This is a genomic window from Chryseobacterium turcicum (assembly GCF_021010565.1).
Classification (GTDB): domain Bacteria; phylum Bacteroidota; class Bacteroidia; order Flavobacteriales; family Weeksellaceae; genus Chryseobacterium; species Chryseobacterium turcicum.
In genome coordinates this window covers 291,578-317,440 of the sequence record NZ_JAJNAY010000001.1, presented here as the reverse complement: position 1 = coordinate 317,440, position 25,863 = coordinate 291,578, and the positions used below count along the sequence as shown (strand labels likewise).

The following is a 25,863-nucleotide window of genomic DNA, read 5'->3' as shown; positions in this document are numbered from 1 at the left end:
AAATTATACAATAAGAAAATGTCAGTAGTAGATTTGTCAAAACAGGTTGCATTAGGTATCGATATCGGTGGAACCAATACTAAGTTTGGTCTCGTCAATCACAGAGGTCAGATTTTAACCAAAGGCTCTTTGCCAACAGACCAATACGGTACACCAGAAGAATTTGTTGATGCTCTTCACGAGCAGATTCAGCCATTGATTGATGAACATTGTGAAGGTGGAATTGAAGGTATCGGTGTGGGAGCTCCCAACGCAAACTATTACAGAGGAACAATAGAACTCGCTCCCAATCTTCCTTGGAGAGGGATTATCAATTTTGCCGACTTAATGACTGCAAAATTTAATAGCCCTTGCAAAATGACCAACGATGCCAATGCAGCAGCTTTAGGTGAAATGATGTACGGTGCTGCAAGAGGGATGAAAGATTTTATCATGATTACTCTGGGAACAGGTGTAGGAAGCGGAATCGTTTCTGGCGGAAATTTAATTTACGGTCACGACGGTTTTGCAGGAGAATTGGGACACACCATTGTAAAGCCAGGTGGTAGAAAACACTGGAGCACAGGTTCTGAAGGAAGCTTAGAAGCTTATGCTTCGGCGACAGGAATTGCCATTACCGCAAAAAAAATGAGAGCAGAATTCCCGGATTCTATGCTTAATCAATACCCGGAAGAGTCTATCAATTCTAAAACCGTGCACGAATGTGCATTAAAAGAAGACCCTGTTGCGGTTGAGGTTTTCAGATATACCGGTCAGAAATTGGGTGAGGCTTTGGCCAACTTTGTCATGTTTTCTTCTCCTGAAGCGATTTTATTATTCGGTGGAGTAATAAAAGCTGGAGATTTCATTTTAAAACCTGCCAAACTTCATATGGAAAGAAATCTACTTCCTATTTTCAGAAGCAAAGTAAGATTGGTTTTCAGTGAACTGGATGAAGCAGATGCAGCCATTCTTGGTGCAAGTGCTTTGGTTTGGGAAAAATAATCTGAATTAAATTTAAAATATTGAGCATCCTTTTGGGTGCTTTTTTTGTTTCTAGTTCCCACAGATTTTTTAATTCCTCTGAAAATATTTTTAGCCACGAATGCACGACTGTTTTCTTAATCTACTTAAAATATTCGTGCATTCGTGGCAAATAGATTCAGTGGTTTTTCCTGGCTTATTTAATGATACTTTCAAATTAAGCTTTGCGGTAAAAAAACACATCCAGATTTCTTACTGATGATTTGTGAAATCTATTGTTATCATTTATTCTTAAAAACTAAAACCTTATTTAAATGAGAAACTTTTTCATAATTTTGATTTCCTTTTTCAGGCTTATTAAAGTTTCAAAAAAAGAACATTTAAACAAAACAATCAACTTAAAAATGGATAAAAATAATCTACAGCAGATCACTTTTGGTGGCGGATGCTTTTGGTGTGTAGAAAGCTGTTTTAATATTTTAAAAGGCGTAGAATCTGCAGTTTCAGGCTATTCTGGTGGCCATAAGGCAAATCCTACTTATGAAGAAATTTGTACAGGAGAAACCGGTCATGCTGAAGTGGTGCAGATTACGTATGATCCTGCAATTATTTCTTACGAACAATTAATGGATGTATTTTTCTTCCTTCACGACCCGACTCAATTGAACAGACAAGGAAATGACATCGGAACTCAGTATCGCTCAGTCATTTATTATAAAGACGAGGCTGAAAAAGCAAAGGCTGAAGAAGCGATTAAAACCTCTCAGGAATCAGAAAGATGGCAAGGAGCTTACGTTACAGAATTAACACCTTTTGAAAAATTCTGGCCAGCAGAACAATACCATCAGGGATATTATAATGAAAACCCGACACAGCCTTATTGCAGCGCAGTGGTAGGGCCAAAAATTCAGAAGTTCAAAAAATATTTCGGAGAATTAGGAATGCTGGAAACAGATTTACTATAAGATTAAAGCGGAGATTTTTCTTCGCTTTTTTTATTGCGCTTCTTCTTGTATTCCGCCATATTTATCGATGATATATTCTGTTGCTTTTCTTAATTCTCTTCCATTATTCGGATCTACTCCATCGCTCGTAAAAAACTCAACATTTCCTTTATGCTTAGAGTACCAAACTTTTCCATACGCATTGTCTACCGTTAAAGTATCTTTTCTAGTAATTCTCTGGAAGTATGCTACGAGAGTCTCATTTATCGGCTTCAATTCTATCTGTGGGTTTTTATCATCACAGTAGGCTAGTTTATATTCTTTGTCATCCCAATACATACAGTTTTGTTGCTTTACAGACATACTTGGTGACTGTTGAGACAAAGTACTTTCCATTTTAACCGGAATATGAACAATTCCTAAAATCTGAGCATTTTCTTTAGAAATATTTGCGGTTTCACTTTCTTTAGAAATAATTACAGGCTGATTATTTACAATTTTATTTCCTGCAAAAAAACCACCTACTAAAAGTACTCCCAAAATCCCTAAATTACTTTGTTTGGTAAGAAATTCGGGCATCTTAATGATTGGTTTGTTTATAACAGTTATCACCAAGTTTGATAATGCCTGATGTATCTTGTATTCAAAACTTTTCCAGCCAGAGCAATAATCATTAAAGCTATCAAATCCTAAATAGTTGCTCAAATTATCTAAAATTGAAGGTTTAATTTTATAATCTTCACCATTCTCTACCAAAGCTTTGTAATAATTTTCAAAACTTTTGTAACTCAATGATTCAAAATCATCTTTTAAAACTTGCTCAAGATGTAGCAAAATCCCACTGAAAGACGTTTCTGTAGTCTCTTTTGCGGCTTTTTCATATACATCTTCAATTAGTTTCTTTTTTTCAAGTAAAAATTTTGACATACTCATGGTTATTATGGTGAAAAAATAAGCAGTTTTTACAAAATAGCATTACGGTTTCCCGTATATCAAAGCATAAAAAATTTCCAAAAACTTTCCAAAAACTTTCTAACCCTAGCTCTGTTCTTTGCCTCATCTTTGCCTCAGAAATCAGTGACAAACAAACAATTACAAAAACAAATCTACAAAACTGATTTCTAATATCACCTGATAAAACGGAAGAAAACTCCGGGTTGGGAAGCAGATGTTTCTCTTCCGTTTTTGAAGGTTTACTTCCCAAAAATTTAGAAGCGCTTCAATTTTTTAATCGTGTTCCACTGCTTGTGATCTGTTTCGCAAGGAAGAACACTTATGCAAAATTTTAAATTTTTACAACAATGTTACAACTTATATTGATGCTACTGGGATTAGCTTTTTCAAACGGAAATACAACAAACTGCAATAATAACAACCAAGATCCGATAACGGTACAAAACTCAGGAGGAACCGGATTTGATCCGGGAACCGGAACTGATCCAGGAGATACAAGTGGAGGAAGTGGTCAAAAACCACCATTATAACTTAATTTTTATAAGAGTCGTTTCTTACGGCTCTTTTTTTTATTTTAGTGCTAAATTAATAACACTTGAAACGACTTTATCTTTTTAGTATTCTTTATCTTATCTTCTCATGTAAAGATGTAGAAAAAAACGAAACTCCCCTAAAAACCGTAATTAATAAGAATTATGTTTTGGCTAAAGAGGCGACAAATGAAGAGGTTGCATTTAAATATTATAACTCTGCAAAAGAAGAGTTTTTAATTAATAAAGATTCATTAATGGCTGGAAAATCGTTAGTAAATATGGCAATTATTATGTCTAACCAAGGCGACTACTATGGAAGCCAACAAGTATCTATCGAAGCAAATAAAATTTTGTCTCCTAAAAAAAATGAAAATTTAGAAATACTCTCTTCAAACTATAACTGTTTAGCAATAGTATCTGAAAATTTAAAACAATATGATAAAGCTATAGAATTTTATGGTAAAGCAATTAAATTATCAAATGACACTATTACTAAATTAGCGTATTTTAATAATATTGGTAATTCATATTTACAAAAAAAAGAATATTTCAGAGCTTTAAATCATTTTAAATATATTCTTAAAAGTAAAAAAGCGAAAATTAATAAAGTTGATTATGCTCGTGTTATAAACAATTATGCAAAAGCAAATTACTTAATCAATAATAACTATAATCCCATACCACTCTATGAAGAGTCGTATAAGATAAGAAAACAAGAAAAAGATGTAAGTGGACAAAATTATGTCTTGGCAAGTTTTGTAGAATACTACCACAATAAGGATATTAATAAGACACGAATGTATTCGAATGATAGATATAGAGTGACAAAGCAAATGAAAAATCCTGACGATCAATTAGAAGTATTACAAAACTTAATAATTCAAAATCCTAATGATTATGTAAAATACTTTAACGAATTTACTTCACTTAATGACAGTCTCACATTAGCAAGAAATTCTGCAAAAAATCAATTTGCTTTAATTCGTTTTGAAACTGAAGAAAATAAAGCACAAAATTTAAAATTACAAAAAGATATTTCTGAAAAAAAATACCAGATTATTAAACAGCAAATTTTAAATTATAGTATTTCTATTTTAGCTTTAATTGCAGGAATTTCAGGAATAATTTGGTACAGAAAACGTAAACAAAGACTACTACTAGAATCTGAAAACAAATTAAAAGAACAACAGCTTAAAACATCCAAAAAAGTACACGACGTCGTTGCCAACGGAATTTATCAGGTGATGACAAAAATTGAAAATCAAGACGATTTCAATAAAGAACAGGCGCTTGATGAATTGGAATTTGTTTATGAAAAATCTAGAGATATCTCCTACGAAAATCCTGATTCTCACGATGAAGCTTTCCACGAAAAAATTTCAAAATTAGTCGCTTCTTTTAAAAATGAGAAAATCAATACATTCACCGTTGGAAATCAAAAAGAAACTTGGAAAGACACGACCAATTCCACTCAAGCTGACGTTTACCAAGTCATTCGTGAACTGTTGGTCAATATGAAAAAGCACAGTGAGGCAAGCAATGTTATTTTTAAGTTTGAAAGAATAAATAATCAAATTAATATTCAATACACAGATAACGGAATTGGGGTTTCTGATGAGTTAATTTTTAAAAATGGTCTATCAAATACGGTTTCCCGTATAGAAAACATCAACGGAAAAATTACTTTTGAAACCAAAACCGAAAAAGGGCTTAAGATTAACATATCATTTCCCGTTTCTTAAAAATATAAAAATGTTTAAAAAAATTTTAATTTCCGAAGATCACGAAAGTATCAATATTTCAGTGCAAAAAACTTTAGAAGATCTCAAAATTGATAATTTTGAGTACGTCTACTATTGTGATGATGCCTTATCAAAAGCTCAGAAAGCCATTCGCGAAAAAAAACCGTATGATTTGCTCATCACCGATCTTTATTATGAAGAAGACCATCATCCTCAAACATTAAAAGACGGTCGCGAGTTAATCTCAGCCATCCGAAAAGAGCAACCTGATTTAAAAATTATTGTTTTTTCCGCCGAACATAAATCCGGAATAATCGACTCGCTTTTTAATGATTATGGCATAAACGGCTATGTGCGAAAAGCAAGACACGATTCTAAAGAATTAAAAAAAGCAATTGCTTCCGTTTATAACAATGAAAATTATCTTTCCCTAGACCTTAAACAAGACGTAAAGACATTAAATAATTATGAGTTCACCAACTACGATATTACTTTAGTCTCACTACTTTCTCAAGGGGTTTTACAAAAAAACATTCCGGTATTTCTACAAAACAATAATATAAAACCCAACAGTTTGAGCAGTATTGAAAAGAAGCTCAATACCCTGAAAGAAGATTTGGGAATAAGCAATAATGAACAATTGGTTGCATTCTGCAAAGATTTAGGAATTATATAACCCATCTTAATTAGCCATTCTAAACCTTTCAATATTTTGAAAGGTTTTTTGTTTTACGGTTTCCCGTAAGGATTGGTTTTGAAAGGTTTATACTTTTGGGGTATTAAACAAAATCAATTATGGGAAAATTTACGATCAGCAAAAGAAAAAACGATGAATATCAATTTAATCTGAAAGCCGAAAACGGTGAAATTATACTAACCAGTGAAGGTTACACTATAAAAGCAAACTGTCATAAAGGAATTGAATCTGTAAAAATCAATTCACAAGATGATTCAAGGTATGATAGAAGAGTTGCTGTAAATGATAAAAGCTATTTCGTTCTGAAAGCAAGAAACGGTGAAATCATTGGAAAAAGCCAATATTACAGTTCAAAATCGAGCATGGAAATCGGAATTTCTTCTGTAAAAACGAATGCTCCAACTGCAGAGATTGTTGATGAAACTCTTTAAAAATAATAACACTATGGATCTTAAAATTAAATTAGAACAACTACACCAAAAAGTGGTCGGCCTAAAAGAGCTAATCAGCACAGAAGAAGCTACAAAAAACGCTTTTGTAATGCCTTTTATACAGATTTTGGGGTATGATATTTTCAATCCTACAGAAGTTGTTCCCGAGCATGTTTGTGATATTGGTACCAAAAAAGGTGAAAAAGTAGATTACGTTATCAAAAACAACGATGAACCTATATTTATTATTGAATGCAAACATTGGAAGGAAAATGTTGATGCACACAATTCTCAACTTCACAGATATTATCATGTTTCAAAAACAAGATTCGGCGTTCTCACCAACGGAATTGTCTACAACTTTTATACAGATCTTGAAAAGCCTAATATTATGGATGAAAAGCCGTTTTTCACCATCAATATTGAAGACTTAAAAGACAGTTCGATTAAAATTCTGGAAAGCTTTACCAAGAAAGATTACAACCTCGAAAGTATTCTGGATTCTGCAGAAGCATTAAAATACATCAAGGCCATCAGAAAAGAATTTGAAAAAGAAATAGAAAATCCGTCTGATGAATTAGTGAAACTATTAGTTAACCGATTTTTTGAAAAACCTTTAACTGCAAACCGAATGATTTCGTTTAAAGAATATGCAAAAAAAGCATTAACAACTTCTATTAACGAATCTATTAGTTTCAGACTAAAATCTGCACTGAGCATTAATGAGCAAATTGAAAAGCAGGATGATGATATAAAAACATCACCATCAATCGATGAAAATAATGATTCTAAAATTGTAACTACCGAAGAAGAACTGGAAGGATTTCAGATTGTAAAAGCTATTTTGAGAGAAAAAATTCCTTCTGTAAGAATTGCTTACAGAGATACCTTGTCCTATTTCGGGATTTTACTGGATGACAATAATCGAAAACCTCTTTGCAGATTGCATTTTAATACCGCAAATAAATATCTGGAAACATTCCATAACGGAAAAGATGCCGGAGAAAAAGTGTTGCTAAATAACCTGGATGAAATATATAATTACAGGGAGCAGCTACATCAGACATTAGAAAATTATTCATAAAACTAAGAACCATGATAAAGCTACTATTTACAAGCCTTTTAGGTTTAGGATTATTATTACCTGCTAACTTTTTAGCCAAAGAAAATTCAACTGCTAAAACAGAATTTTCAAATACAAAACCTAAAAAGAATAGCAAAAAAAGTAAAAAGAAAAGAACTACAACTGCTTCTACAAGCAAAGATTGTACTTATAACGGTCGTACTTTATATGTTGGAAAAAGAGGCGGCTGCTATTATTACACCGGAAGCAGCAAACAATATGTAGACAGATCATATTGCTCAGGCTGTAATTAATATCCTATTTTCAAATAAAAACTAAAAACACATTCCATATATAGCGAAAGGCGAATTTTACATTCGTCTTTTTTGTTGAGCTAAAATCAAAAAACAGAATTTCCCGTTTATAATCTTTTTCCTATTTTTGTGAAGTTCACTATTTTTATGAAAAAAATTGTTCTGATTGAGGATGAAACCAGCGTAGTCTCTTTTATTAAAAAAGGACTTCAGGAAAAAGGATATGAAATTTCTGTAGCATTTGACGGTCGCACTGGCGTCAGTTTGGTGCAGGAAAATGATTTCGATTTGGTCATTCTCGATATTATGTTGCCCGAAATGAACGGACTGGATGTCTGCAAAGAAATCAGAAAAACCAACAAAAGTGTTCCTATTCTTTTTTTAACCGCATTGGGAACTTCAGAAAACATTGTCTTGGGCTTAGAAAATGGCGGCGACGATTATCTCGTAAAGCCTTTTAAGTTTATCGAATTGGTAGCCCGTGTAAAATCTCTGCTTAGAAGAAGCAGCCCAATTAATACCCCAAACGCTGCCGAAAACGAAATTGATAACGAGCATGTTTTTCAGGCTTCAGATTTAATAGTGAATGATTACACCAAAAAAGTAATTCGTGCCAATGAAGAGGTTTCTTTAACATCTACAGAATATAAACTTCTGATGTATTTCCTCAATAATCCCGAAAAAGTAATTTCAAGAGCCGAAATTTTAGATGCCGTTTGGGGAGTTAATTACGAACTGGGAACTAATGTTGTGGATGTTTATGTCAATTATTTACGAAAAAAAATAGATAACCAAGAAGATAGCAAACTCATCCACACCGTAATAGGAATGGGATATGTTTTAAAAAAACCTTAGAAAATGTTTAATAGAGTCGTTACCAATCAAACTAAAACAATGATCCTTTTGATGGCTGTTTTTACAACCGTTATTTTGATTTTTGGGGGATCGGTGTACTTTTCTATTGTTAATTTTTCGCATCAAAGGTTTTATGAATTGTTAAAAATACGTACAACCACAATTGTACAGATTGAGAAAAGCAAAGAACATCTCGATCTTCCTGAAAACTACATTCTCAATAGCAGGAATGACGAAGAACTTCCGATGGAAAGAGACTATGTTTTTGCCATTCCGGCAGATTCAAATTTCAAAAAAATCTCCCACGAAGTACATATTCCGGACACATTTTTTAAAAATATAATCAGATCTGGTGAAGCCAATTACAACGATTCTGAATTTTATTATATCGGTCAGACTTTCAAATATCAAAACAAAGATTACATCGCCATTGCTTCAGCCAAAAACCACTACGTCGTACATTATCTTGGTTTTTTAAAAAGAACACTGATCACATGTATGATTCTTTCGATATTTTTCAGCATGATTTTCTCTTTTTATTTGTCTAAAACCTTATTCAGACCGATTTTAAAAATCACTGGAAAAGTAAAAGAAATCAGCTCTGAAAACCTGCATTTAAGACTAGAACCTCAACCAGGCAACAAAGAACTTAATGAATTGGTTGAAACATTCAATACGATGTTGACCAGAATTGAGACTTCTTTTGAAACTCAAAACCATTTGATTGGAAACGTTTCACACGAGCTCAGAACGCCGCTTACATCGATTATGGGTGAAGCTGATGTGGCACTTTCTATCAACCGAACTGCAGAAGAGTATAAAGAAACGCTCGAGATTATTTTAGACGAAGCCGAAAAGCTTGATAAAAAAATAAAAGCACTTTTATTAATCGCCCAAACCGGATTTGACGGTAGAATTCAAAAAATCGATAAAGTAAGAATTGACCAACTTTTATGGGATGTTATCGAGACTTTAAAAAAAATAGATTCCCGAAACAATATTTTCTTAGACATCAGTATGCTTCCTGATAACCCTAAAAAACTGAAAGTGCAGGGGAATGAACAGCTTCTTCATCTTGCAGTTGCAAATATTATCAATAACGGCTGCAAATATTCTAATCATCAACAGGTAAAAGTGTCGTTGGGAGCTACAGATACAGACCTTTACATCATTATAAAAGACAATGGAATCGGTATTCCAGAATCTGAAATGAATAAAATCTATGATCCTTTTTTCCGGGCTTCCAATACCCGAAATTACGAAGGTTATGGCATCGGTCTTCCTCTTGCCAGAAATATTGTGAGAATGCACAACGGAGAATTGTTGGTGAGCTCACACGAAAATCAGGGAACTACGGTACAAATGCGTTTTCCTACTATTTACGGTACTCAGAAGGAAGAAAACCCATCTTAGCTTCAAAAAGAAGCTTTTCTTTAAATGAAATTCTAATCTCATTTTAATCTCTTTAATTACATTTTAATTTCGTTCCAAAGAGCTTCTAATCTTACAGATATAGTTTTGTATTATCAAAAAGACAGTACATAACTAAATCTAAAGATATGATCAAAACCATTTTAATAGCAACAGATTATTCTCTTGAATCTTTAAATATTTTAAAAAGAGTTTTAAAAGAGAAAAACGCAGAGGAAAATGACACTCAGTACAAAATTTTACTGGTATCGGGTTACGACATGGGAGATTCTATCAGAGATCTTCTCTTCACCACAAAATCTAACATTTTCAGCAAAATAAGAACGCAGGAATTTTGTGATGCCTACGGAATTATTGTTAACAAGTATCCGCAATTAGTACACAAGGTTGTTTGCGATGTTTTTTCAGGAAGCTTCCAGAGAGCATTCAACAATTATGTAGAAGCTGAAGAAATTACAGAAGCCTACTATTCGCCTTCGCTTAAAAATAAAAATACCAAAGGAAAATTTGATTTAAATCCTTACCTCAAAAAGTGTAAAGAATTGGTTTCTCATGAAATGGTATTGGGAACTCCGGAGTTTATGCCTGAAAGAGGCAGACTTGCAGAAGTCTTTGTAGAAGTTTAATACTCTCAATGTATCACTATTTAAAATTTAATTAAAATGTTAAGAAATTATAGTAACAGCAGGACGTTGGGAGACAACATAAAACTGGGGACGCTGACTGCTTTTACGGCAGGAACTATAAATATTGCATCTCTATTAATATTTCTCTCATTTACCTCAAACGTAACAGGGCATTATGCTGTTTTTGCAGCAGAAATAAGCAAAGGAAACTGGAATCAGGTTGCGGTTGTCGGAGCCTGGATCTTCTTATTCTTTTTCGGAAGTTTTACCGCCAACTTTTTCGTTATCAACTTCAATAAAAAAAGTAAGTATTTTGCTCACGCAATGCCTATTGTTATTGAGATTTTATGTCTTTTAGCAGTAGGAATTTACGGTCAGTTTTATTATCAGAAAACGCTGGAAGAAGCAGAATACCTAGTCGCTTTAATGCTTTTTGCAACGGGTTTGCAGAATGGTTTAACGGCGAGTATCTCAAACTTTTTGGTAAAAACTACCCATCTTACCGGAACAACCACCGACTTGGGGATTCTAATGTCTATGTTTACGCACAAAAAATACAGAAAAGACCCTGAGTTGATTGCAAGAGCAAAGCTTTTATCAAGCGTAATGCTTGCTTATGTGATGGGCGCTGTATTTTCGGGTTTAACGTATTATTATCTTGAATTCAGTGTATTTTATGTCATCAGTAGTTGTTTGGTGGTCGTTATCGGGTATGATCTTTACAAAATTCACCTAAGACATTTCTACACCAACTACCGATATTCAAAGATTTATAAAAAGCCTAATCTGATGGCTTATTTATACGACAGAATACACGGAAGCGCCGAAGTCGTCGTAAAACAAAAACGACCGGAAAAATCTAAATTGATTTTAGAAGAAAAAATGATGTAGCAATTATTTTAAAGTAGCAGCACAAATTGCATATACTTAGTTTGGAGCCTTTGTTTGTTTTTTCAAACAGAGGCTTTTTGTTAATAAAATTGTGCAAAAGTTCGGGATAACTTAATCTTAATTCAGGGTTTTATTATTTTAAATCTTGTTTGCTTTGCTTATTTTTGTAAGTTCATACTCATTTATGTCAGATATTATTCAACTTTTACCCGATCATGTAGCCAACCAAATCGCAGCCGGTGAGGTGGTGCAGCGTCCTGCATCTATTGTAAAAGAACTTTTGGAAAATTCTATTGATGCGGGAGCAACAAAAATAGAGCTGATTGTAAGAGATGCGGGGAAAAACCTTATTCAGGTAGTTGATGATGGAAAAGGAATGTCTGAGACCGATGCAAGAATGTCTTTTGAAAGACACGCTACATCAAAAATAAGAGGAACTGAAGATATTTTTAAAATAGCAACTAAGGGATTCCGTGGTGAAGCTTTGGCTTCTATTGCTGCTGTTTCTCAGGTAGAATTAAAAACTAAACTTAAAGACGCAGCTTTAGGAACCAATATTTACATTGAAGGCGGAGTTTTCCAGTTTCAGGAGCCGGTGCAAACCTCGGAAGGTTCTAATTTTTTAGTTAAAAATCTTTTCTATAATGTTCCTGCAAGAAGAAAGTTTCTTAAAAATAATAATATTGAATTCCGACACGTTATTGATGAATTTCAGCGTGTTGCACTCGCTCATGAAGGTTTAGAGTTTTCTCTTTTTCATGATGACGAACCGATTTTTAAATTAAGAAAAGGAACTCAGATGCAGCGAATTGTCGATATTTTCGGCAGAAAGCTACATCCACAACTGATTCCTATTAAAGAAGATATTTTATGGTGCCAACTTCATGGTTTTGTAGCAAAACCTGAAGGATCTAAAAAAACACGTGGCGAACAATTCCTTTTTGTAAATGGAAGATTTTTTAAAAGTCCGTATTTCAACAAAGCCGTTCAAGAAGCTTTTGAAGGATTGCTTTTACCTGGATATATTCCTACGTTTTTTCTTTTCCTGGAATTAGACCCTGAAAAGATTGATGTTAATATTCATCCACAAAAAACGGAAGTAAAATTTGAAGATGAGCATCTTATTTTCGCCCTACTCCGCTCTACCATCAAACGTTCTTTAGGAATTTACAATGTAGCACCAAGTCTTGATTTTGAAAGAGACCCAAAACTTGATGCGATAATGCATCAAAGTTTTCCGAGCAAAAGCAATAATATCGGAACCCTTAAAATGCCGGAAATTATTGTTGACCGCAATTACAATCCTTTTTTAGAAGAAAGACAGTCTATAAAAGCAGAAATTCAGAACCTTACAGAAATGTACCATCAGAATATCTCTGCGGAACCTTCAAAAATCAATCTTTTTGAAGATGAAGACTTTGACGAAGATTTAATGCGCCTTCCTAATGGATATTGGCTTTTCAATAAAGGAGACCGCACATTAATGCTTGATTTAGGCAGAATGCACCGTCTTTTGGTAACAGAAAATAATAAAAAATCTAAAAAAGCTACAAACAACAGTCAATCTCTTTTGTTTTCGTTGGAATACCACATGAATGAAACCGAGAAGGCCAAGTATAAATCAATTAATAAATATCTTCCCGAAATTGGTTTTGATATGCACATTGCTCACGAAAATGTGTTAAGAATTGAAGCGGTGCCTGAAGGTTTGAAAGAATCTCAGGTGATGACGTTTTTAGAAAGTCTTTTTGAGATTTTAGAATATAAAAACGAAAAAGAATTTATGCAGTTTTACCAAAACAAATGGAACAAAATGCATTCGAAATCACGTTTTGATTTTATCTATAAAATTGATGCCGAACAGCTAATTAAAGATTTTACAGCACTTGGTTTCCCTGAGTTTTTACCCAACGGGAAAAGATGTTTTTATGAAATTCCGTTTAATGATTTTAAAAATAAATTTTAAATAGATGTTTAATAATATACCCCCACTTACCAGAGGTTTGATTATAATAAATGTTATTGTATTTATTGTAGTGACTCTTCTAAATAACAATCAAGTAAATGCATATTTAGCGGCGTTCTATCCATTCTCGCCCTTTTTTCACTCTTGGCAAATCATCACTCACATGTTTATGCATGGAAGTTTTATGCATATTTTATTCAATATGTTGACACTGTTTAGCTTTGGCCCCATACTAGAACAAAGTTTGGGTGACAAAAAGTTTTTAATTCTGTATTTTTTAAGTGGGCTGGGTGCCTTTTTCTTATTCAATTTATGGAATTTTGTTGAAGTCGAACAAATAAAAGGAAGTTTAGAGAGTTTTGGGTTTGATATTAATAGTTATCTAGCTGGAGAATCTGTTCAATTTAGAGGAAACCCAGAAGCTGTTTTAGTTCAACAAGGATTAATAGAAAATTTAAAAGATATTATTTCAGTACCAATGGTAGGTGCATCCGGAGCAATCTTCGGGGTTATCGCAGCTTTTGCTACCTTATATCCGGAAGCAAAAATCGGCATCATGTTTATTCCCGTTCCAGTAAAAGTAAAATATGTACTACCAGTAGTCATTGTTGTTTCTATAGCATTAGGTGTTACCGGAAATGTTGGGGGAATTGCGCATTTAGCTCACGTAGGAGGTGCAATCGTTGGATTTATTTTAGCTCTTATTTGGAAAAGACATTTATACCGATTCAAATAACAGATTGTGAAAATTTTCCGACTAATATTTCTCATTCTACATTTAGGATTATTACTGCTGCTAACAGGAGTTTTACTGAATGCTTATATTCCACCAAAAATTTTCCCTTGGTTTAATTTATTGCCTTTAGGTTTTCCAATTTTGGTAGTCGGATATATTTTACTCACTTTTTTCTGGATTTTTAGCTGGAAAAAAAGAGCATTTGTCTTTATGTTTTTAGGTTTATTTTTCTTGAATCCTGTCAAAAGATGGGTTAATTATTCTTCTGAAAGTAAAGAAACAGCAAATCTTAAAATTGTTACTTTCAATGTAAAAGGGGGGAAATTTGGTCCAGAAAACATTGAGAAATTTATTAATGAACAAAATGCTGATATTGTATTAATTCAGGAAGATGCAGATTACGAGTATCAGTTTAATAATTTAGAAAAAAAATATAAAAACCCAATCGTTGGGACCTACTCAAAATACAAACAAGTATTTCATAAAGAGTTATTTGCAGGCATGTACAATGAAGACTTCAATGCTTCTGTAGAATTAACCGATATAGAAATCAAAGGAAAAACCTACCGCATCATCAATACCTATCTTCAACCTTTCAAATTTGAAAAAAGCATGGTCAAACTCAACGGAAATAGTGAGCAAGACGAGCAAAAAGTAAAAAGTATTGTAAAGCGATTAATTCCTACGTTTAAAAAACATCAGGAACAAATAGCAACCATACGCCAAAATATTGAAGATTCTCCCTATCCTGTAATTTTAGTAGGAGATTTAAACTCTGTTCCCAACTCTTATGAATATTATCACTTGGGAACTGGCCTTAAAGATGCTTTCTATGAAGTAGGAAGAGGCAGCGGAACAAGCTTTCACGATTATAAATATCCTTTAAGAATAGATTATATTTTCACTTCAGAATCTATAAAACCAGTGAGCTATACTGTTGACCATTCGGTCAATCTTTCTGATCATTTTCCGGTGATAGCTACTTTCAAAATAGATTAAAATCGCTATTCAAATTTCATAAATCACTGATTGGCAGAATTTTTGTTACTCAACAGATATTTTGAGTTTCATGAAGCGGTTTCCTTTTTTACTTTTCATCCATCTAGGAGTTTTAATATTATTACTTAGTACATTTGCGAATGCCTGGATACCACCCAATTATTTCAGCAAGCTCAATCTTCTTTCGCTCGGTTTTCCTTATTTAATTTTTGCCCATCTGATATTTACCCTAATTTGGATTATTAAAAAGAAGAAAATAGCACTCGTTTTTATTCTTTCAACATTTATTTTTTATAATCCTGTAAGACGATGGGTCAACTTTTCACCGAAAAACAACGAAATCGATTCCGCAAAAACAGACCTAAAAGTTTTAACATTTAATGTAAAATATGGAAGCTCAGGTTGGAGTAAGGTAAAAAAATATATTACGGATCAAAATGCCGATATTATTTTGGTTCAGGAAAAAGATACCAACAGAGCGGTAAGAAGTGATTTGATAAAATATCCTTCGGTGATATTAAAAACCAAACATAAAATTATTAGACAGGGAGATTTAATCAATGACGATTCTAAAGGCAATTCTTTTTATGCAGACATTGATATTAATGGTAAAATAGTAAGGGTTATCAATGTTTATCTGGAACCTTTCAGACTCAATAAAAATATGCTTGGAATGGAGGACAAAAACTCTGAGAAGCAAGAAAAAAATAAAATTGAAGCCTTACTTTCAAGACTGATTCCTACTTTCAAAACACACGAAGATCAGGTAAGAAAAATCAGAAAAGCGGTTGATCATTCCCCTTATCCTGTGATTCTTGCGGGAGATTTTAATTCGGTTCCTAATTCTTGGGAATATTATAATTTGGTTAAAAACTTAGATGATGTATTTGTAAAAGCCGGAAATGGCAGCTCTACAAGTTTCCATGATTATAAATTTCCTTTGAGAATAGATTATATTTTTGCATCGAGCAGCATTATTCCTAAAAGCTATAAGGTAGATTATTCTGTAAAATTATCGGATCACTATCCTGTAATTGCCGAATTTCTATTAAATTAGTTGCATGAAAAATGTAGTTTTTGCCAGTCTAATTTTATCTTTATTAACACTTGCCTGTTCTAAACGCGAACCAGTTGTAGATACCACTCAGGAATTAAAAATTAAATACGATACGACCGCAATAGATTCTTTTTCGCCAGGGGCTACTTCTGTAGATATTGCAAGACAAATACGAATGTCTTCGCAGAAATATCAGGATTCTTTAAAAGAGGTATTAAAATTGCAACAGGAAGAAAAAAGAATTACCCTAGAACTTGAAAAAGAGAATAAAAAGAAAGCAGAAGCTGAGAAAAAACTAAAAGCAGCTGAAAATAAATCAATTGAAACAAAAACAACAGAATAATTAAAAAATATACACTATGAAAAAGCACATTTTAGCAGCAGTAGCTGTGTCTACACTATTTGTTGCATGCACAAAATCATCAACAACTGAAAAAACTGAAAATCCTGACGGATCTGTAACGACTACAACGACTACAGAAGTCGGTACCGGATTGGTAGATACTTCAAAAATAGATAAAGCGAAAAGCGATATTAAAAATACCGTAGATGAAGCAGGTAACAAAATAGACAATACGGCTCAAAAAGCAAAAGAAGACATCAGTAAAGCCGGTAAAGATATTAAAGACGAAGCCCATAAAGTAGGAAAAGACTTAAAATCGGGAGCTCAAGATGTGAGCAAAGGTGTAAAAGATGCTGCTTCAAAAGGCGCTCAGAAAGTAGAAGACGGTGCGAAAAAGCTGAAAGAAGATTTAAAGAAATAAAACATAAAAACCGCAGAAATTCTGCGGTTTTTTTATACTCTTACTCTATTAAGCTCCAATAAAGGATCAATATACTCTCTGTCGTTACTCAATCTCGGAACTTTGTTTTGTCCGCCCAGTTTGCCCTTAGATTCAAGCCAGGAATAGAAAAGATTGGGTCTAGCGATGTGAACCACCGGTTTTCTCAATGTAATATTATTGTATCTTTTGGCTTCGTAATCTGAATTAATGGTTTTAAGATGACGGTCAAAAATATCAGTAAACACTTCTAAATTTTCAGGATGCTCACTAAATTCAAAAATCCATTCGTGGGCACCCCCCTCATTTTCTTTCATAAAAATCGGAGCTCCGGTAAAATCAGTAACTGAAGATTTAGTTTCCGAACAAGCTTTAGATAACGCAGATTCTACATTAGTAATCATCAGCTCTTCCCCAAAGGCATTGATGTAATGTTTTGTACGACCCGTAATTTTTATTCTAAAAGGACTGATTGAAGTGAAAACCACCGTATCTCCAATTAAATACCTCCAAAGTCCGCCATTGGTGGTAATTACCATTGCGTAGTTTTTTCCTACTTCTACCCCTTCAAGACTCACTACCTTACGATTAGAATGGTAAAACTCATCCATAGGAATAAACTCATAGAAAATTCCATAATCGAGCATTAGAAGCATTTCATCACTATTTGATCTGTCCTGAATTCCAAAAAAGCCTTCAGAAGCATTGTAGATTTCATAGTAATTGATATCTTTTCCGATAATCGGTTTATACTGCTCTTTATAGGGTTTAAAGCTAATTCCGCCGTGAAAGAAAACTTCCAGGTTTGGCCAAAGTTCAGAAACGCTTTTTACATCCGTTTCTTTTAAAACTCTTTGTAAAAGGACCATCATCCAGCTGGGAACGCCTAAAATACTTCCTACATCTTCATTTTTAACTTCAGAAACAATGGCTTTAAGCTTGCTTTCCCACTCTCCCATCAACGAAACTTTTTTACTCGGAGTTGTGGTAATTTCTACCCAAAAAGGAAGGTTATCAATTAAAATGGCCGAAAGGTCACCAAATTTTGTATTAAAATCGGCATACAATTCAGAACTACCGCCAAGACGCAAATTTTTATTGGTGAAAAGCTGATTTTCAGGATGGTTATTGGCATAGATTGACACCATATCTTTTCCTGCTTTCAGGTGGCAGTATTCCAGACTTTCAGCAGAGATAGGAATAAATTTACTTTTGGCATTAGTTGTGCCCGAAGATTTAGCAAAATGCTTGATGTAGCCCGGCCAGCTTACATCTTTATGCCCTTGTCTTGCACGTTCTACATACGGCTCAAATTCTTCATAAGAAACGATAGGAACTTTATTTTTAAAATCCTGATAACTTGATATCGAATTAAACCCATATTTCTTGCCATATTCGGTGTCTTCTGCATGGAATAATTGAGAAAACAGAATTCCTTTCTGGGTATCGATAGGATAATCCATAAAATTCTGAATCTGATCTATCCTTTGCTTGATAAACCAATTAACTACCGTATTGAAAAGTGCTTTCGTTGCCATTAAGACAAATATAATAAATTTTATATTCCATCAGAATTTTTAACCCTTATATCTTATTTAAAACATTAAAAAACAACAAAATAGAACATAAAAACCTCATTATCAAAATAAAACACAGTTTTAAAGAAAATTAGTAGTATCAATTTTTATAAAAGCATATTCCACGATAAGGTTCCCTAATTTTTACCGTGTAATATGATCATTAATACCTCAACCCAATGTTTAGCCATTCGTATTTTTAATCATCAACTCCGGAAGTGATATTATTATAAAATAAAAAACCATCACAAAATTGCAATGGTTTCTCTATAAACTTTATTATTGTTAGATTAACAATACTCGTCGTATGCAGCCTGTAAGTTAGCAGCAATTGCTCCTGCAGGATTACCTTCGATATGATGTCTCTCAAGCATATGAACCAACTCTCCGTCTTTGAAAAGCGCCACACATGGTGAACTTGGAGGGAAAGGAGCTAAGTGCTTTCTTGCAGCTTCTACCGCTTCTTTATCAAAACCTGCAAAAACAGTCGTTAAATGATCAGGTTTTTTTTCTCCTGTTAAAGAATAAACAACTCCTGGTCTTGCAGCTCCAGCTGCACAACCGCATACAGAATTGATTACTAAAAGAGTAGTTCCTGATTGCTTTAAAGCATCTTCTACCTGTGCAGGAGTTGCTAAATCTGCGAAACCTTTATCTGTAAGCTCAGCCTTCATAGGCATAACTAAATCTGTTGGATACATTTCTTATTTTTTTTAAGTGTTTACAAATTTACAACATTTCTAATGTGTTTACAATTCATAAAAACTATCTAAGTATTTAATAAACAAAATAAATCCCGATTAACATATAAGAATAAAATAATAATTTTTAATATTAATTAAATTTATTACACACATATTGTTATTTTTTTGATAGATTTGCAATGGTTCTAAAAGCTATTTCCATGAAAAAAAACTTATTGAATTTATAGTTCAAGACATTAGAGAAGATCTACTGTCAATCTAATTCCCTCACCTTTATCTTTGTTTGCTCTTCAGTTTTTAGAATTTATAACAAAACATCGATAAAGTATTTACAATAAATGAAGCCCGAAACATAAAGTTCCGGGCTTCGTTAATCAAATCGATATGCAAAGGTTGAATATCCTAATTGTTGCGAGATACGTGGTACGAGAATTTAACTCGAAACTGAAAACCCGAACCCCGAAACTTTATGAAAGTAGCTTCTTAGCCATCTCGGAAATACTTTTTCCATCAGATTTTCCGGCTAAATTTTTTGAAGCAATTCCCATTACTTTTCCTAAATCTTTAATAGATTCAGCTCCTGTTTCAGAAATTATCTGCTTAATTTCAGCTTCCAATTCTTCAGAAGATAACTGTGCAGGTAAAAATTTCTCAATGACTTTCATCTGAGCTTCTTCTACTTCTGCCAAATCATTTCTTCCCTGAGCGGTAAACTGCTCGTAAGAATCTTTACGTTGTTTGATCATTCTCTGCAAAATTGCAATTTCCTGTTCAGGTGAAACCTCAGCTCCTAAAGCTTCCGTTTTCAGCAATAATATCTGAGATTTTACAGCACGCAAAGAATCTAAAGCCACTCTGTCTTTAGCTCTCATTGCTGTTTTTATTGCTTCGCTTATTATTAATTCTAAACTCATTATTATTAATTTGAAAATTTGAAAATGGATTAATTTGAAAATGCTTGATGCTTTGATAACATTTAATTAAAAAATGATTATCAACATATTACAAACTCGCTTAGCTCAACAAAATTGTTTTATTTTAACAACTCGCTAATTTTAAAATTCTCAAATTAGCCCATTTTCAAATTGAATTAGTCTACATCTTTATTTAAAAATCTATTTTCTCTGATCTGCATGTTTCCGTTGTTATCAGACAAATACGTGTTGATATTTTGATCTGACGCATTGGAACCGTCAATCGAAATATTTTTTCTTTTAAAGGCTGGTACAGATTCAAATTCATTCACAATATCGAAATTCTGGTAACGAGAATTAAATTCTTTTAATTTATTTCTTCTCTCTACCACTCTTTCCTGTTCTGCAGGTTTATTGACGAAAGTAAATTCAGAATCGGCTTGTTTCTGTGTTTCTATTTCTGCTCTAGTCTGGAAGGGTGATCTTTCTTCTACTTTTGGCTGCTCAGGAGTCTGATAGAAGGTTTCCATTGTCTGAAAGGTTTCTTCTATTTTTCTCTCGATTACTACTGAAGATTCAAGTTCGTTTTTTGGCTGGCCAAAATCATAGTTAGACTCAACAAGAGGTTCATTAACAGTAAAGTTAAACTCAACTTTTTTTTCGTCAGAATAGCTATTGCTGAAAGAATTATCAGTAGGTTCTTCTCTCTTATTTTCAAAATCAAAAGAGAAAGACTGAATTTCTAAATCATTAGGGTCATCATCAAAAGAAAACAAATGAGAATCGTTATTATTGTCTAATTCTTCATTTTTCCAAACCTGAGTATGGCTTTCTGACGTATCTTCCTCTCTATCAGAGAACTTTCTTTCAGTTTTTACATTTTCATCCTCAATAATCATTTTTTTTTCAGATGACGACATTTTAAAACGTGGCCCGTCATGATCTTCGTCATCTAATCTGAAAAGATTTTTCCCTCCAAAGTCATATCCTTGCTCTGGTGCAACCTCTCTCTCATCTCTTGTTTTGAAAGGAGAAGATTTTGGAGCCTCCAAAGCATCATTTAAACTAATTCTGATTTTCTCTGTAGGACCCGAAAACTTTTGGTTATCATTTGAAAAACCTGTAGCAATCACCAATACACTTACCGCATCACCTAATTCTTCATCAGCACCAACCCCGAAGATAATATCAGCGGTGTGACCTGCTTCTTTCTGGATATAATCCATGATGATTCCGATTTCGTCCATGGTAGCTTCTTCTACACCACTTCTGATCAACAATAGTACATTTCTTGCGCCTGTAATTTTGTTGTCATTCAATAATGGAGAATCTAATGCTTTTCTTACAGCTTCTTCGGCTTTATTTTCACCTGAAGCTGTACCAGTAGACATCAATGCCGTACCAGAATTTTGAAGCACAGATTTAGCATCTCTAAAGTCAATGTTTACATCAAAATAACCTGTAATAACCTCAGCCATTCCTTTTGCGGCATTAGTTAAAACTTCATCGGCTTTTGAGAACCCTTGTTTGAACCCAAGGTTACCAAATTGTTGTCTTAATTTATCGTTGTTGATTACAATTAATGAATCAACATTATTTCTTAATTTATCAAGTCCTAATTCAGCCTGATCAAGTCTTCTTTTCCCTTCAAAACTGAAAGGTACAGTAACAATACCTACCGTAAGAATTCCCATATCTTTGGCCACTTTAGCAATAACTGGCGCTGCACCGGTACCGGTACCACCACCCATTCCTGCAGTGATGAATACCATTTTGGTATTTTGGCCCATTGCTGCTTTAATCTCTTCGATACTTTCGATAGCCGCTTTTTCTCCTACTTCAGGATCTGCACCCGCTCCAAGACCTTCAGTAATGGTAATTCCTAACTGAACTTTGTTTGAAACCGGATTATTATCTAAAGTCTGTGCATCGGTATTACAAATCACGAAATCTACCCCGTGAATACCTTTCTCGTACATGTGTTTTAGGGCGTTATTTCCACCGCCCCCTACACCGATAACCTTGATGATCGAAGAATTTCCTTTTGGCAGATCAAATGAAAATCCTTGTGTGCCTATATTTTCCATATTTAATTTTTTCTAATTGATAATCGATTATGATCGTTGATGAAAATATCATTCATCGCTTATCATGCATCATTTATAGTTTTTATTCTACTTCTTCAAAGAATTTTTTAACTTTCTCCATCAGCGACTGTCCGAATGTTGGTTTCGAAGATCTTGATGTTTGTACAGGAACTTTAACCTCTTCCTCTACTTGAGGTGTTACAAGAGTTTGAGATTCAGCATTATTATTAATTTCCTCTACATTTTGCTCAATTTTGTTCTCAACTTCAGCTTCAACCTCTTCTTCTACAGCAATTGTTTTCTTATCTCTAATCTTTAAACTTTCCATCAATAAACCGATAGAAGTTGCAAATTCCGGGCCTTTAAGATACTGATTTTTATCATTCGCAACGTATTCATTTGCAAAACCAATTCTACTATCAAAACCTGTCGTATAATTTGCCAGCTGACGAAGATGCTTCAAATTTGAACCACCCCCTGTCAAAACAATTCCTGCAATCAGTTTTTTCTTTTGTTCGAAAGCTCCATAAGCTTTCAATTCTGTATTGACCATTTCCAAAATTTCTTCCACTCTCGCATTGATAATCTGTGCTAAAGTTTTAAGAGAAATCTCTTTATCGGGTCTACCGTGTAGTCCCGGAATCGTTACAAATGTGCTGTCTTTTTCCAACTCAGGAACTGCAGAACCAAACTTAACCTTTAATTGCTCGGCGTGCTTTTCTATAATGGAACATCCTTCCTTAATATCTTCAGTAATGATACCACCACCGTAAGGAATAACACAAGTGTGACGAATAATATTATCTTTAAAAATAGCAATATCTGTAGTACCACCACCGATGTCTACAATCGCTACTCCTGCTTCTTTTTCTTCTTTAGTCAAAACAGCTTCAGAAGATGCTAAAGGCTCTAAAGTAAGCGCCTCCATCTCTAAACCAGCTTCTCTTACGCATCTTGCAATGTTTCTGATGCTTCCCATTTGTCCTACAACAACGTGGAAGTTGGCTTCCAGACGTTTTCCGTGCATTCCAACAGGCTCCTGAATTTCACCTTCAGAATCTACTTTATATTCTTGCGGAAGAACATGAATAATCTCTTCTCCCGGTAACATTACCAATTTTTTTACCTGGTCTTTTAATGCCTCGATGTCGTCGTCTGTGATAAATTTATCCGGCTTCTCGCGCATAATATAATCTGAGTGCTGCAATGAGCGAATGTGCTTCCCTGCAATCCCCACAGTGACCTTATGAATAGGAACTCCGGAACTGGATTGTGCTTCTGCCACAGCTGCCTTAATAGAGTTGATGGTTTGCGAAATATTATTCACAATACCTTTATGAACTCCTAGACTCTTTGCCTTCCCGACACCGAGAATTTCTATCTTGCCGTGTGCATTCCTCCTTCCGACAATGGCGACAATCTTGGTTGTCCCGATGTCAAGACCTACTGAATACTCTTGATTTTCCATTGTATATATTGATTTGATTTAATTCAACTTTTTTTAATATTTGGCAATTTTAATTGCTATTTTATTTTGATAGGATTTTATCCTATTCTTTGTTAATCCGTCCCTTCAGGACTTTTTTTTATTCTATTTTAACCTTAGCTTTCGGTTTGACGACCGCTTTTGGTTTTGTGTTTTCTTTCGGTTTTAAAGAAGTCGAACTCGCTTTTTTCACTGTCGGCTTTAGATTGATTTCTGCTTTTTTAACGGAAGAAACTGCAACCGGAGCTTTTACCAAATCTTTATGACTCGCCTTTAAAATACTATCATTTTCTTTAAAATAAGGATTCAGCGTTGTTACAATCTGATTTTGATATTTTACCGAAATCATCTTATATTTTTGCGGGTCCTGAAACACCAGATATTTTTCTACAAAAGTTTTAAAACCTTTTACTTTTAATTCAATATTATCTAAATCTCCTATCTCCACTCGATAAATTCCTTCACTGGTCAGAAGATTATAACTGTCTTTATATTTTGAGATTCCAATGAAATATTTTTTACTGAAATCATCTTTGTCAATTTTATCAACCAACTCAGCCAGTTTTTCATACTCCTCTTTTTTCACATCACCCGTCACCAGCATGCATGGATGAGAATAAGTTCTGGAAATAGGAAATTCTACGCCTTTTTCATCCACATAAAAATCTTTTCCATTATAATTAAGCCTAAAAACCGGAACTCGTTGTTTGATATCTAAATTCAGTTTTCCATTTAAATTTAAATACACATTCGCACTGTCAACCGAAGGAAGAGCATTTATTTTCTTTTCCAGCTCCGGAATATTTAAATCTCCGACTTTCCTTGATGGATTTTCTTTATTGACAATCTCACGAATATCTTTTTCATCAATAAAATATACGGGAGTTTTCTCATTCATTTTTACAGAAATTTTATTGTCCGTAATCTTCTGACCCCCAAATTTCTTCAAAGAGAAACTCAGCAGGAACCCAAGAATGATTACTGTGATGGCAATTTTTAAAATTCTGTACTTGTTTTTCATTTTATTTTTTTGAACACAGAGTTCACAAAGTTCTTTCTATTAACCTCCTTTTTTTTGTTTCACTAAGCCGCTTCGCTTGTAGAAGCTAAACAATCATATTATATATCCGTTTATTACTCTTTGAATTCCCGTTTTAAACAGTTTAGAATTAATATTTAATAATAAGCCTAATCTGTAATTTCCCAATTTTAAATAATTTAATAAACTTGTTTTTTGTTTTTGAACACAGAGTTCACAAAGTTCTTTCTATTAATCTCCTTTTTTAGTTTCACTAAGCCGCTTCGCTTGTAGAAGCTGAACAATCATATTATATATCCGTTTATTACTCTTTGAATTCCCGTTTTAAACAGTTTAGAATTAATATTTAATAATAAGCCTAATCTGTAATTTCCTAATTTTAAATAATTTAATAAACTTGTTTTTTGTTTTTGAACACAGAGTTCACAAAGTTCTTTCTATTAATCTCTTTTTTTTGTTTCACTAAGCCGCTTCGCTTGTAGAAGCTGAACAATCATATTATAAATCCGTTTATTACTCTTTGAATTCCCGTTTTAAACAGTTTAGAATTAAAATTTAATAATAAGCCTAATCTGTAATTTCCCAATTTTAAATAATTTAATAATTGAGCATTGTGAAAATTATCTAAAGCTTCCTGAGCTTTAATCTCGATAACAACCTTATTTTCAATTAGCAAATCAATTTTAAAAGCATTCTTAACCTCTAAATTTTCATATTGTATTGAAAGAAATTTTTGTCTTTCAACCAATAATCCTCTATTTTTCAACTCATATTCAAGACACTGCTCATATACCGTTTCATATAAACCGGCTCCTAGTGCTTTGTTAATTTTCAATCCTGAATCAACTACTATTGCGGAAATTTCATTTTCATTCATTTGGGTGTTTTTATTTTTTGAACACTAAGTTCACAAAGTTTTTATAATTTACCCTATTAATTAGTCTCACAAAGCCGCTTCGCTTGTAAGAGGAATAAAATAGTAAAAACTGTCACTTTCATGCTTTTATAAGCGAAGCGGCTCTGTGAAACCTCTTTCGCATTATAAAAAATACCTCTGTGTTCTCTGTGTTCA

General features: G+C 33.5%; 26 protein-coding genes and 2 pseudogenes. 18 read left to right on the top strand and 10 right to left on the bottom strand.

Translation table 11 applies throughout. The features are described 5' to 3' along the window. Positions 1-18: 18 nt before the first annotated feature. On the top strand, positions 19-984 hold the full coding sequence (locus LO744_RS01565; protein WP_230666705.1) for an ROK family protein: 966 nt from the start codon (positions 19-21) through the stop codon (positions 982-984). 383 nt (positions 985-1,367) lie between these two features. Continuing rightward, on the top strand, positions 1,368-1,928 hold the full coding sequence (gene msrA, locus LO744_RS01560) for a peptide-methionine (S)-S-oxide reductase MsrA (protein WP_394799520.1): 561 nt from the start codon (positions 1,368-1,370) through the stop codon (positions 1,926-1,928). A gap of 30 nt (positions 1,929-1,958) precedes the next feature. Here the strand turns inward: msrA and LO744_RS01555 are convergent, their stop codons facing one another. Then, the gene (locus LO744_RS01555; RefSeq protein WP_230666701.1) at positions 1,959-2,834 is read right to left on the bottom strand and encodes a hypothetical protein; all 876 of its coding nucleotides are present in this window, start codon (positions 2,832-2,834) and stop codon (positions 1,959-1,961) included. A 374-nt stretch (positions 2,835-3,208) separates the two neighbouring features. On the opposite strand from LO744_RS01555, the gene LO744_RS01550 reads away from it, so the two are divergent. The 16 genes from LO744_RS01550 to LO744_RS01475 all read left to right on the top strand — a co-directional run bounded on the left by LO744_RS01550 (position 3,209) and on the right by LO744_RS01475 (position 16,966). After that, on the top strand, positions 3,209-3,391 hold the full coding sequence (locus LO744_RS01550) for a hypothetical protein (RefSeq protein ID WP_230666699.1): 183 nt from the start codon (positions 3,209-3,211) through the stop codon (positions 3,389-3,391). Positions 3,392-3,456: 65 nt separating this feature from the next. After that, positions 3,457-5,136, top strand: coding sequence for a tetratricopeptide repeat-containing sensor histidine kinase (locus LO744_RS01545; protein WP_230666697.1), 1,680 nt, complete (start codon positions 3,457-3,459; stop codon positions 5,134-5,136). Positions 5,137-5,146: 10 nt separating this feature from the next. After that, positions 5,147-5,812, top strand: a complete 666-nt coding sequence (locus LO744_RS01540) for a response regulator (protein ID WP_230666695.1) — start codon at positions 5,147-5,149, stop codon at positions 5,810-5,812. 119 nt (positions 5,813-5,931) lie between these two features. After that, positions 5,932-6,264 carry a YegP family protein gene (locus LO744_RS01535; RefSeq protein ID WP_230666693.1) on the top strand — a complete coding sequence of 111 codons (333 nt, stop codon included), beginning with the start codon at positions 5,932-5,934 and terminating at the stop codon, positions 6,262-6,264. Positions 6,265-6,277: 13 nt separating this feature from the next. Beyond that, positions 6,278-7,348, top strand: coding sequence for a type I restriction endonuclease (locus LO744_RS01530; RefSeq protein ID WP_230666691.1), 1,071 nt, complete (start codon positions 6,278-6,280; stop codon positions 7,346-7,348). A gap of 11 nt (positions 7,349-7,359) precedes the next feature. Further along, positions 7,360-7,641, top strand: a complete 282-nt coding sequence (locus LO744_RS01525; protein ID WP_230666689.1) for a hypothetical protein — start codon at positions 7,360-7,362, stop codon at positions 7,639-7,641. Positions 7,642-7,788: 147 nt separating this feature from the next. Further along, positions 7,789-8,496, top strand: coding sequence for a response regulator transcription factor (locus LO744_RS01520; protein ID WP_230666687.1), 708 nt, complete (start codon positions 7,789-7,791; stop codon positions 8,494-8,496). 3 nt (positions 8,497-8,499) lie between these two features. After that, complete coding sequence (locus tag LO744_RS01515) at positions 8,500-9,909, top strand: sensor histidine kinase (RefSeq protein WP_230666685.1); 1,410 nt, start codon at positions 8,500-8,502, stop codon at positions 9,907-9,909. Between the two features lie 146 nt (positions 9,910-10,055). Then, entirely contained in the window at positions 10,056-10,553 is a 498-nt protein-coding gene (locus LO744_RS01510; RefSeq protein ID WP_230666683.1) for a hypothetical protein, read from the top strand. Between the two features lie 36 nt (positions 10,554-10,589). Continuing rightward, entirely contained in the window at positions 10,590-11,444 is an 855-nt protein-coding gene (locus LO744_RS01505) for a YoaK family protein (RefSeq protein WP_230666681.1), read from the top strand. 184 nt (positions 11,445-11,628) lie between these two features. Continuing rightward, positions 11,629-13,410 carry a DNA mismatch repair endonuclease MutL gene (gene mutL, locus LO744_RS01500; protein ID WP_230666679.1) on the top strand — a complete coding sequence of 594 codons (1,782 nt, stop codon included), beginning with the start codon at positions 11,629-11,631 and terminating at the stop codon, positions 13,408-13,410. Positions 13,411-13,414: 4 nt separating this feature from the next. Then, positions 13,415-14,146, top strand: a complete 732-nt coding sequence (locus LO744_RS01495) for a rhomboid family intramembrane serine protease (RefSeq protein ID WP_230666677.1) — start codon at positions 13,415-13,417, stop codon at positions 14,144-14,146. 6 nt (positions 14,147-14,152) lie between these two features. Further along, positions 14,153-15,145, top strand: a complete 993-nt coding sequence (locus tag LO744_RS01490; RefSeq protein WP_230666675.1) for an endonuclease/exonuclease/phosphatase family protein — start codon at positions 14,153-14,155, stop codon at positions 15,143-15,145. A gap of 70 nt (positions 15,146-15,215) precedes the next feature. Next, positions 15,216-16,202 (top strand): endonuclease/exonuclease/phosphatase family protein, encoded by a 987-nt coding sequence (locus LO744_RS01485; RefSeq protein WP_230666673.1) that lies wholly within the window; start codon positions 15,216-15,218, stop codon positions 16,200-16,202. Between the two features lie 4 nt (positions 16,203-16,206). Next, complete coding sequence (locus LO744_RS01480; protein WP_230666671.1) at positions 16,207-16,545, top strand: hypothetical protein; 339 nt, start codon at positions 16,207-16,209, stop codon at positions 16,543-16,545. A gap of 16 nt (positions 16,546-16,561) precedes the next feature. Next, positions 16,562-16,966, top strand: coding sequence for a hypothetical protein (locus LO744_RS01475; protein ID WP_230666669.1), 405 nt, complete (start codon positions 16,562-16,564; stop codon positions 16,964-16,966). A 32-nt stretch (positions 16,967-16,998) separates the two neighbouring features. Here the strand turns inward: LO744_RS01475 and LO744_RS01470 are convergent, their stop codons facing one another. The 9 genes and pseudogenes from LO744_RS01470 to LO744_RS01430 form a co-directional block, all read right to left on the bottom strand. Next, the gene (locus tag LO744_RS01470) at positions 16,999-18,522 is read right to left on the bottom strand and encodes a GH3 auxin-responsive promoter family protein (RefSeq protein WP_230666667.1); all 1,524 of its coding nucleotides are present in this window, start codon (positions 18,520-18,522) and stop codon (positions 16,999-17,001) included. A gap of 329 nt (positions 18,523-18,851) precedes the next feature. Next, entirely contained in the window at positions 18,852-19,262 is a 411-nt protein-coding gene (locus LO744_RS01465) for a BrxA/BrxB family bacilliredoxin (RefSeq protein ID WP_191178923.1), read from the bottom strand. Between the two features lie 470 nt (positions 19,263-19,732). Continuing rightward, positions 19,733-20,179 carry a GatB/YqeY domain-containing protein gene (locus LO744_RS01460; protein WP_079463379.1) on the bottom strand — a complete coding sequence of 149 codons (447 nt, stop codon included), beginning with the start codon at positions 20,177-20,179 and terminating at the stop codon, positions 19,733-19,735. A 176-nt stretch (positions 20,180-20,355) separates the two neighbouring features. Next, positions 20,356-22,266, bottom strand: a complete 1,911-nt coding sequence (gene ftsZ / locus LO744_RS01455; protein ID WP_230666666.1) for a cell division protein FtsZ — start codon at positions 22,264-22,266, stop codon at positions 20,356-20,358. Between the two features lie 82 nt (positions 22,267-22,348). Further along, entirely contained in the window at positions 22,349-23,734 is a 1,386-nt protein-coding gene (gene ftsA / locus LO744_RS01450) for a cell division protein FtsA (RefSeq protein WP_230666664.1), read from the bottom strand. A 118-nt stretch (positions 23,735-23,852) separates the two neighbouring features. Next, positions 23,853-24,773 carry a cell division protein FtsQ/DivIB gene (locus LO744_RS01445; protein ID WP_230666662.1) on the bottom strand — a complete coding sequence of 307 codons (921 nt, stop codon included), beginning with the start codon at positions 24,771-24,773 and terminating at the stop codon, positions 23,853-23,855. Between the two features lie 93 nt (positions 24,774-24,866). After that, a pseudogene (locus tag LO744_RS01440) lies at positions 24,867-24,989 on the bottom strand (GxxExxY protein); the annotation flags it as partial. Between the two features lie 86 nt (positions 24,990-25,075). Beyond that, positions 25,076-25,198 (bottom strand): annotated as a pseudogene (locus LO744_RS01435) (GxxExxY protein); the annotation flags it as partial. Positions 25,199-25,284: 86 nt separating this feature from the next. Further along, positions 25,285-25,668: a GxxExxY protein gene (locus tag LO744_RS01430; protein ID WP_230666658.1), complete on the bottom strand. Its 384-nt coding sequence runs from the start codon at positions 25,666-25,668 to the stop codon at positions 25,285-25,287. Positions 25,669-25,863: the final 195 nt, after the last annotated feature.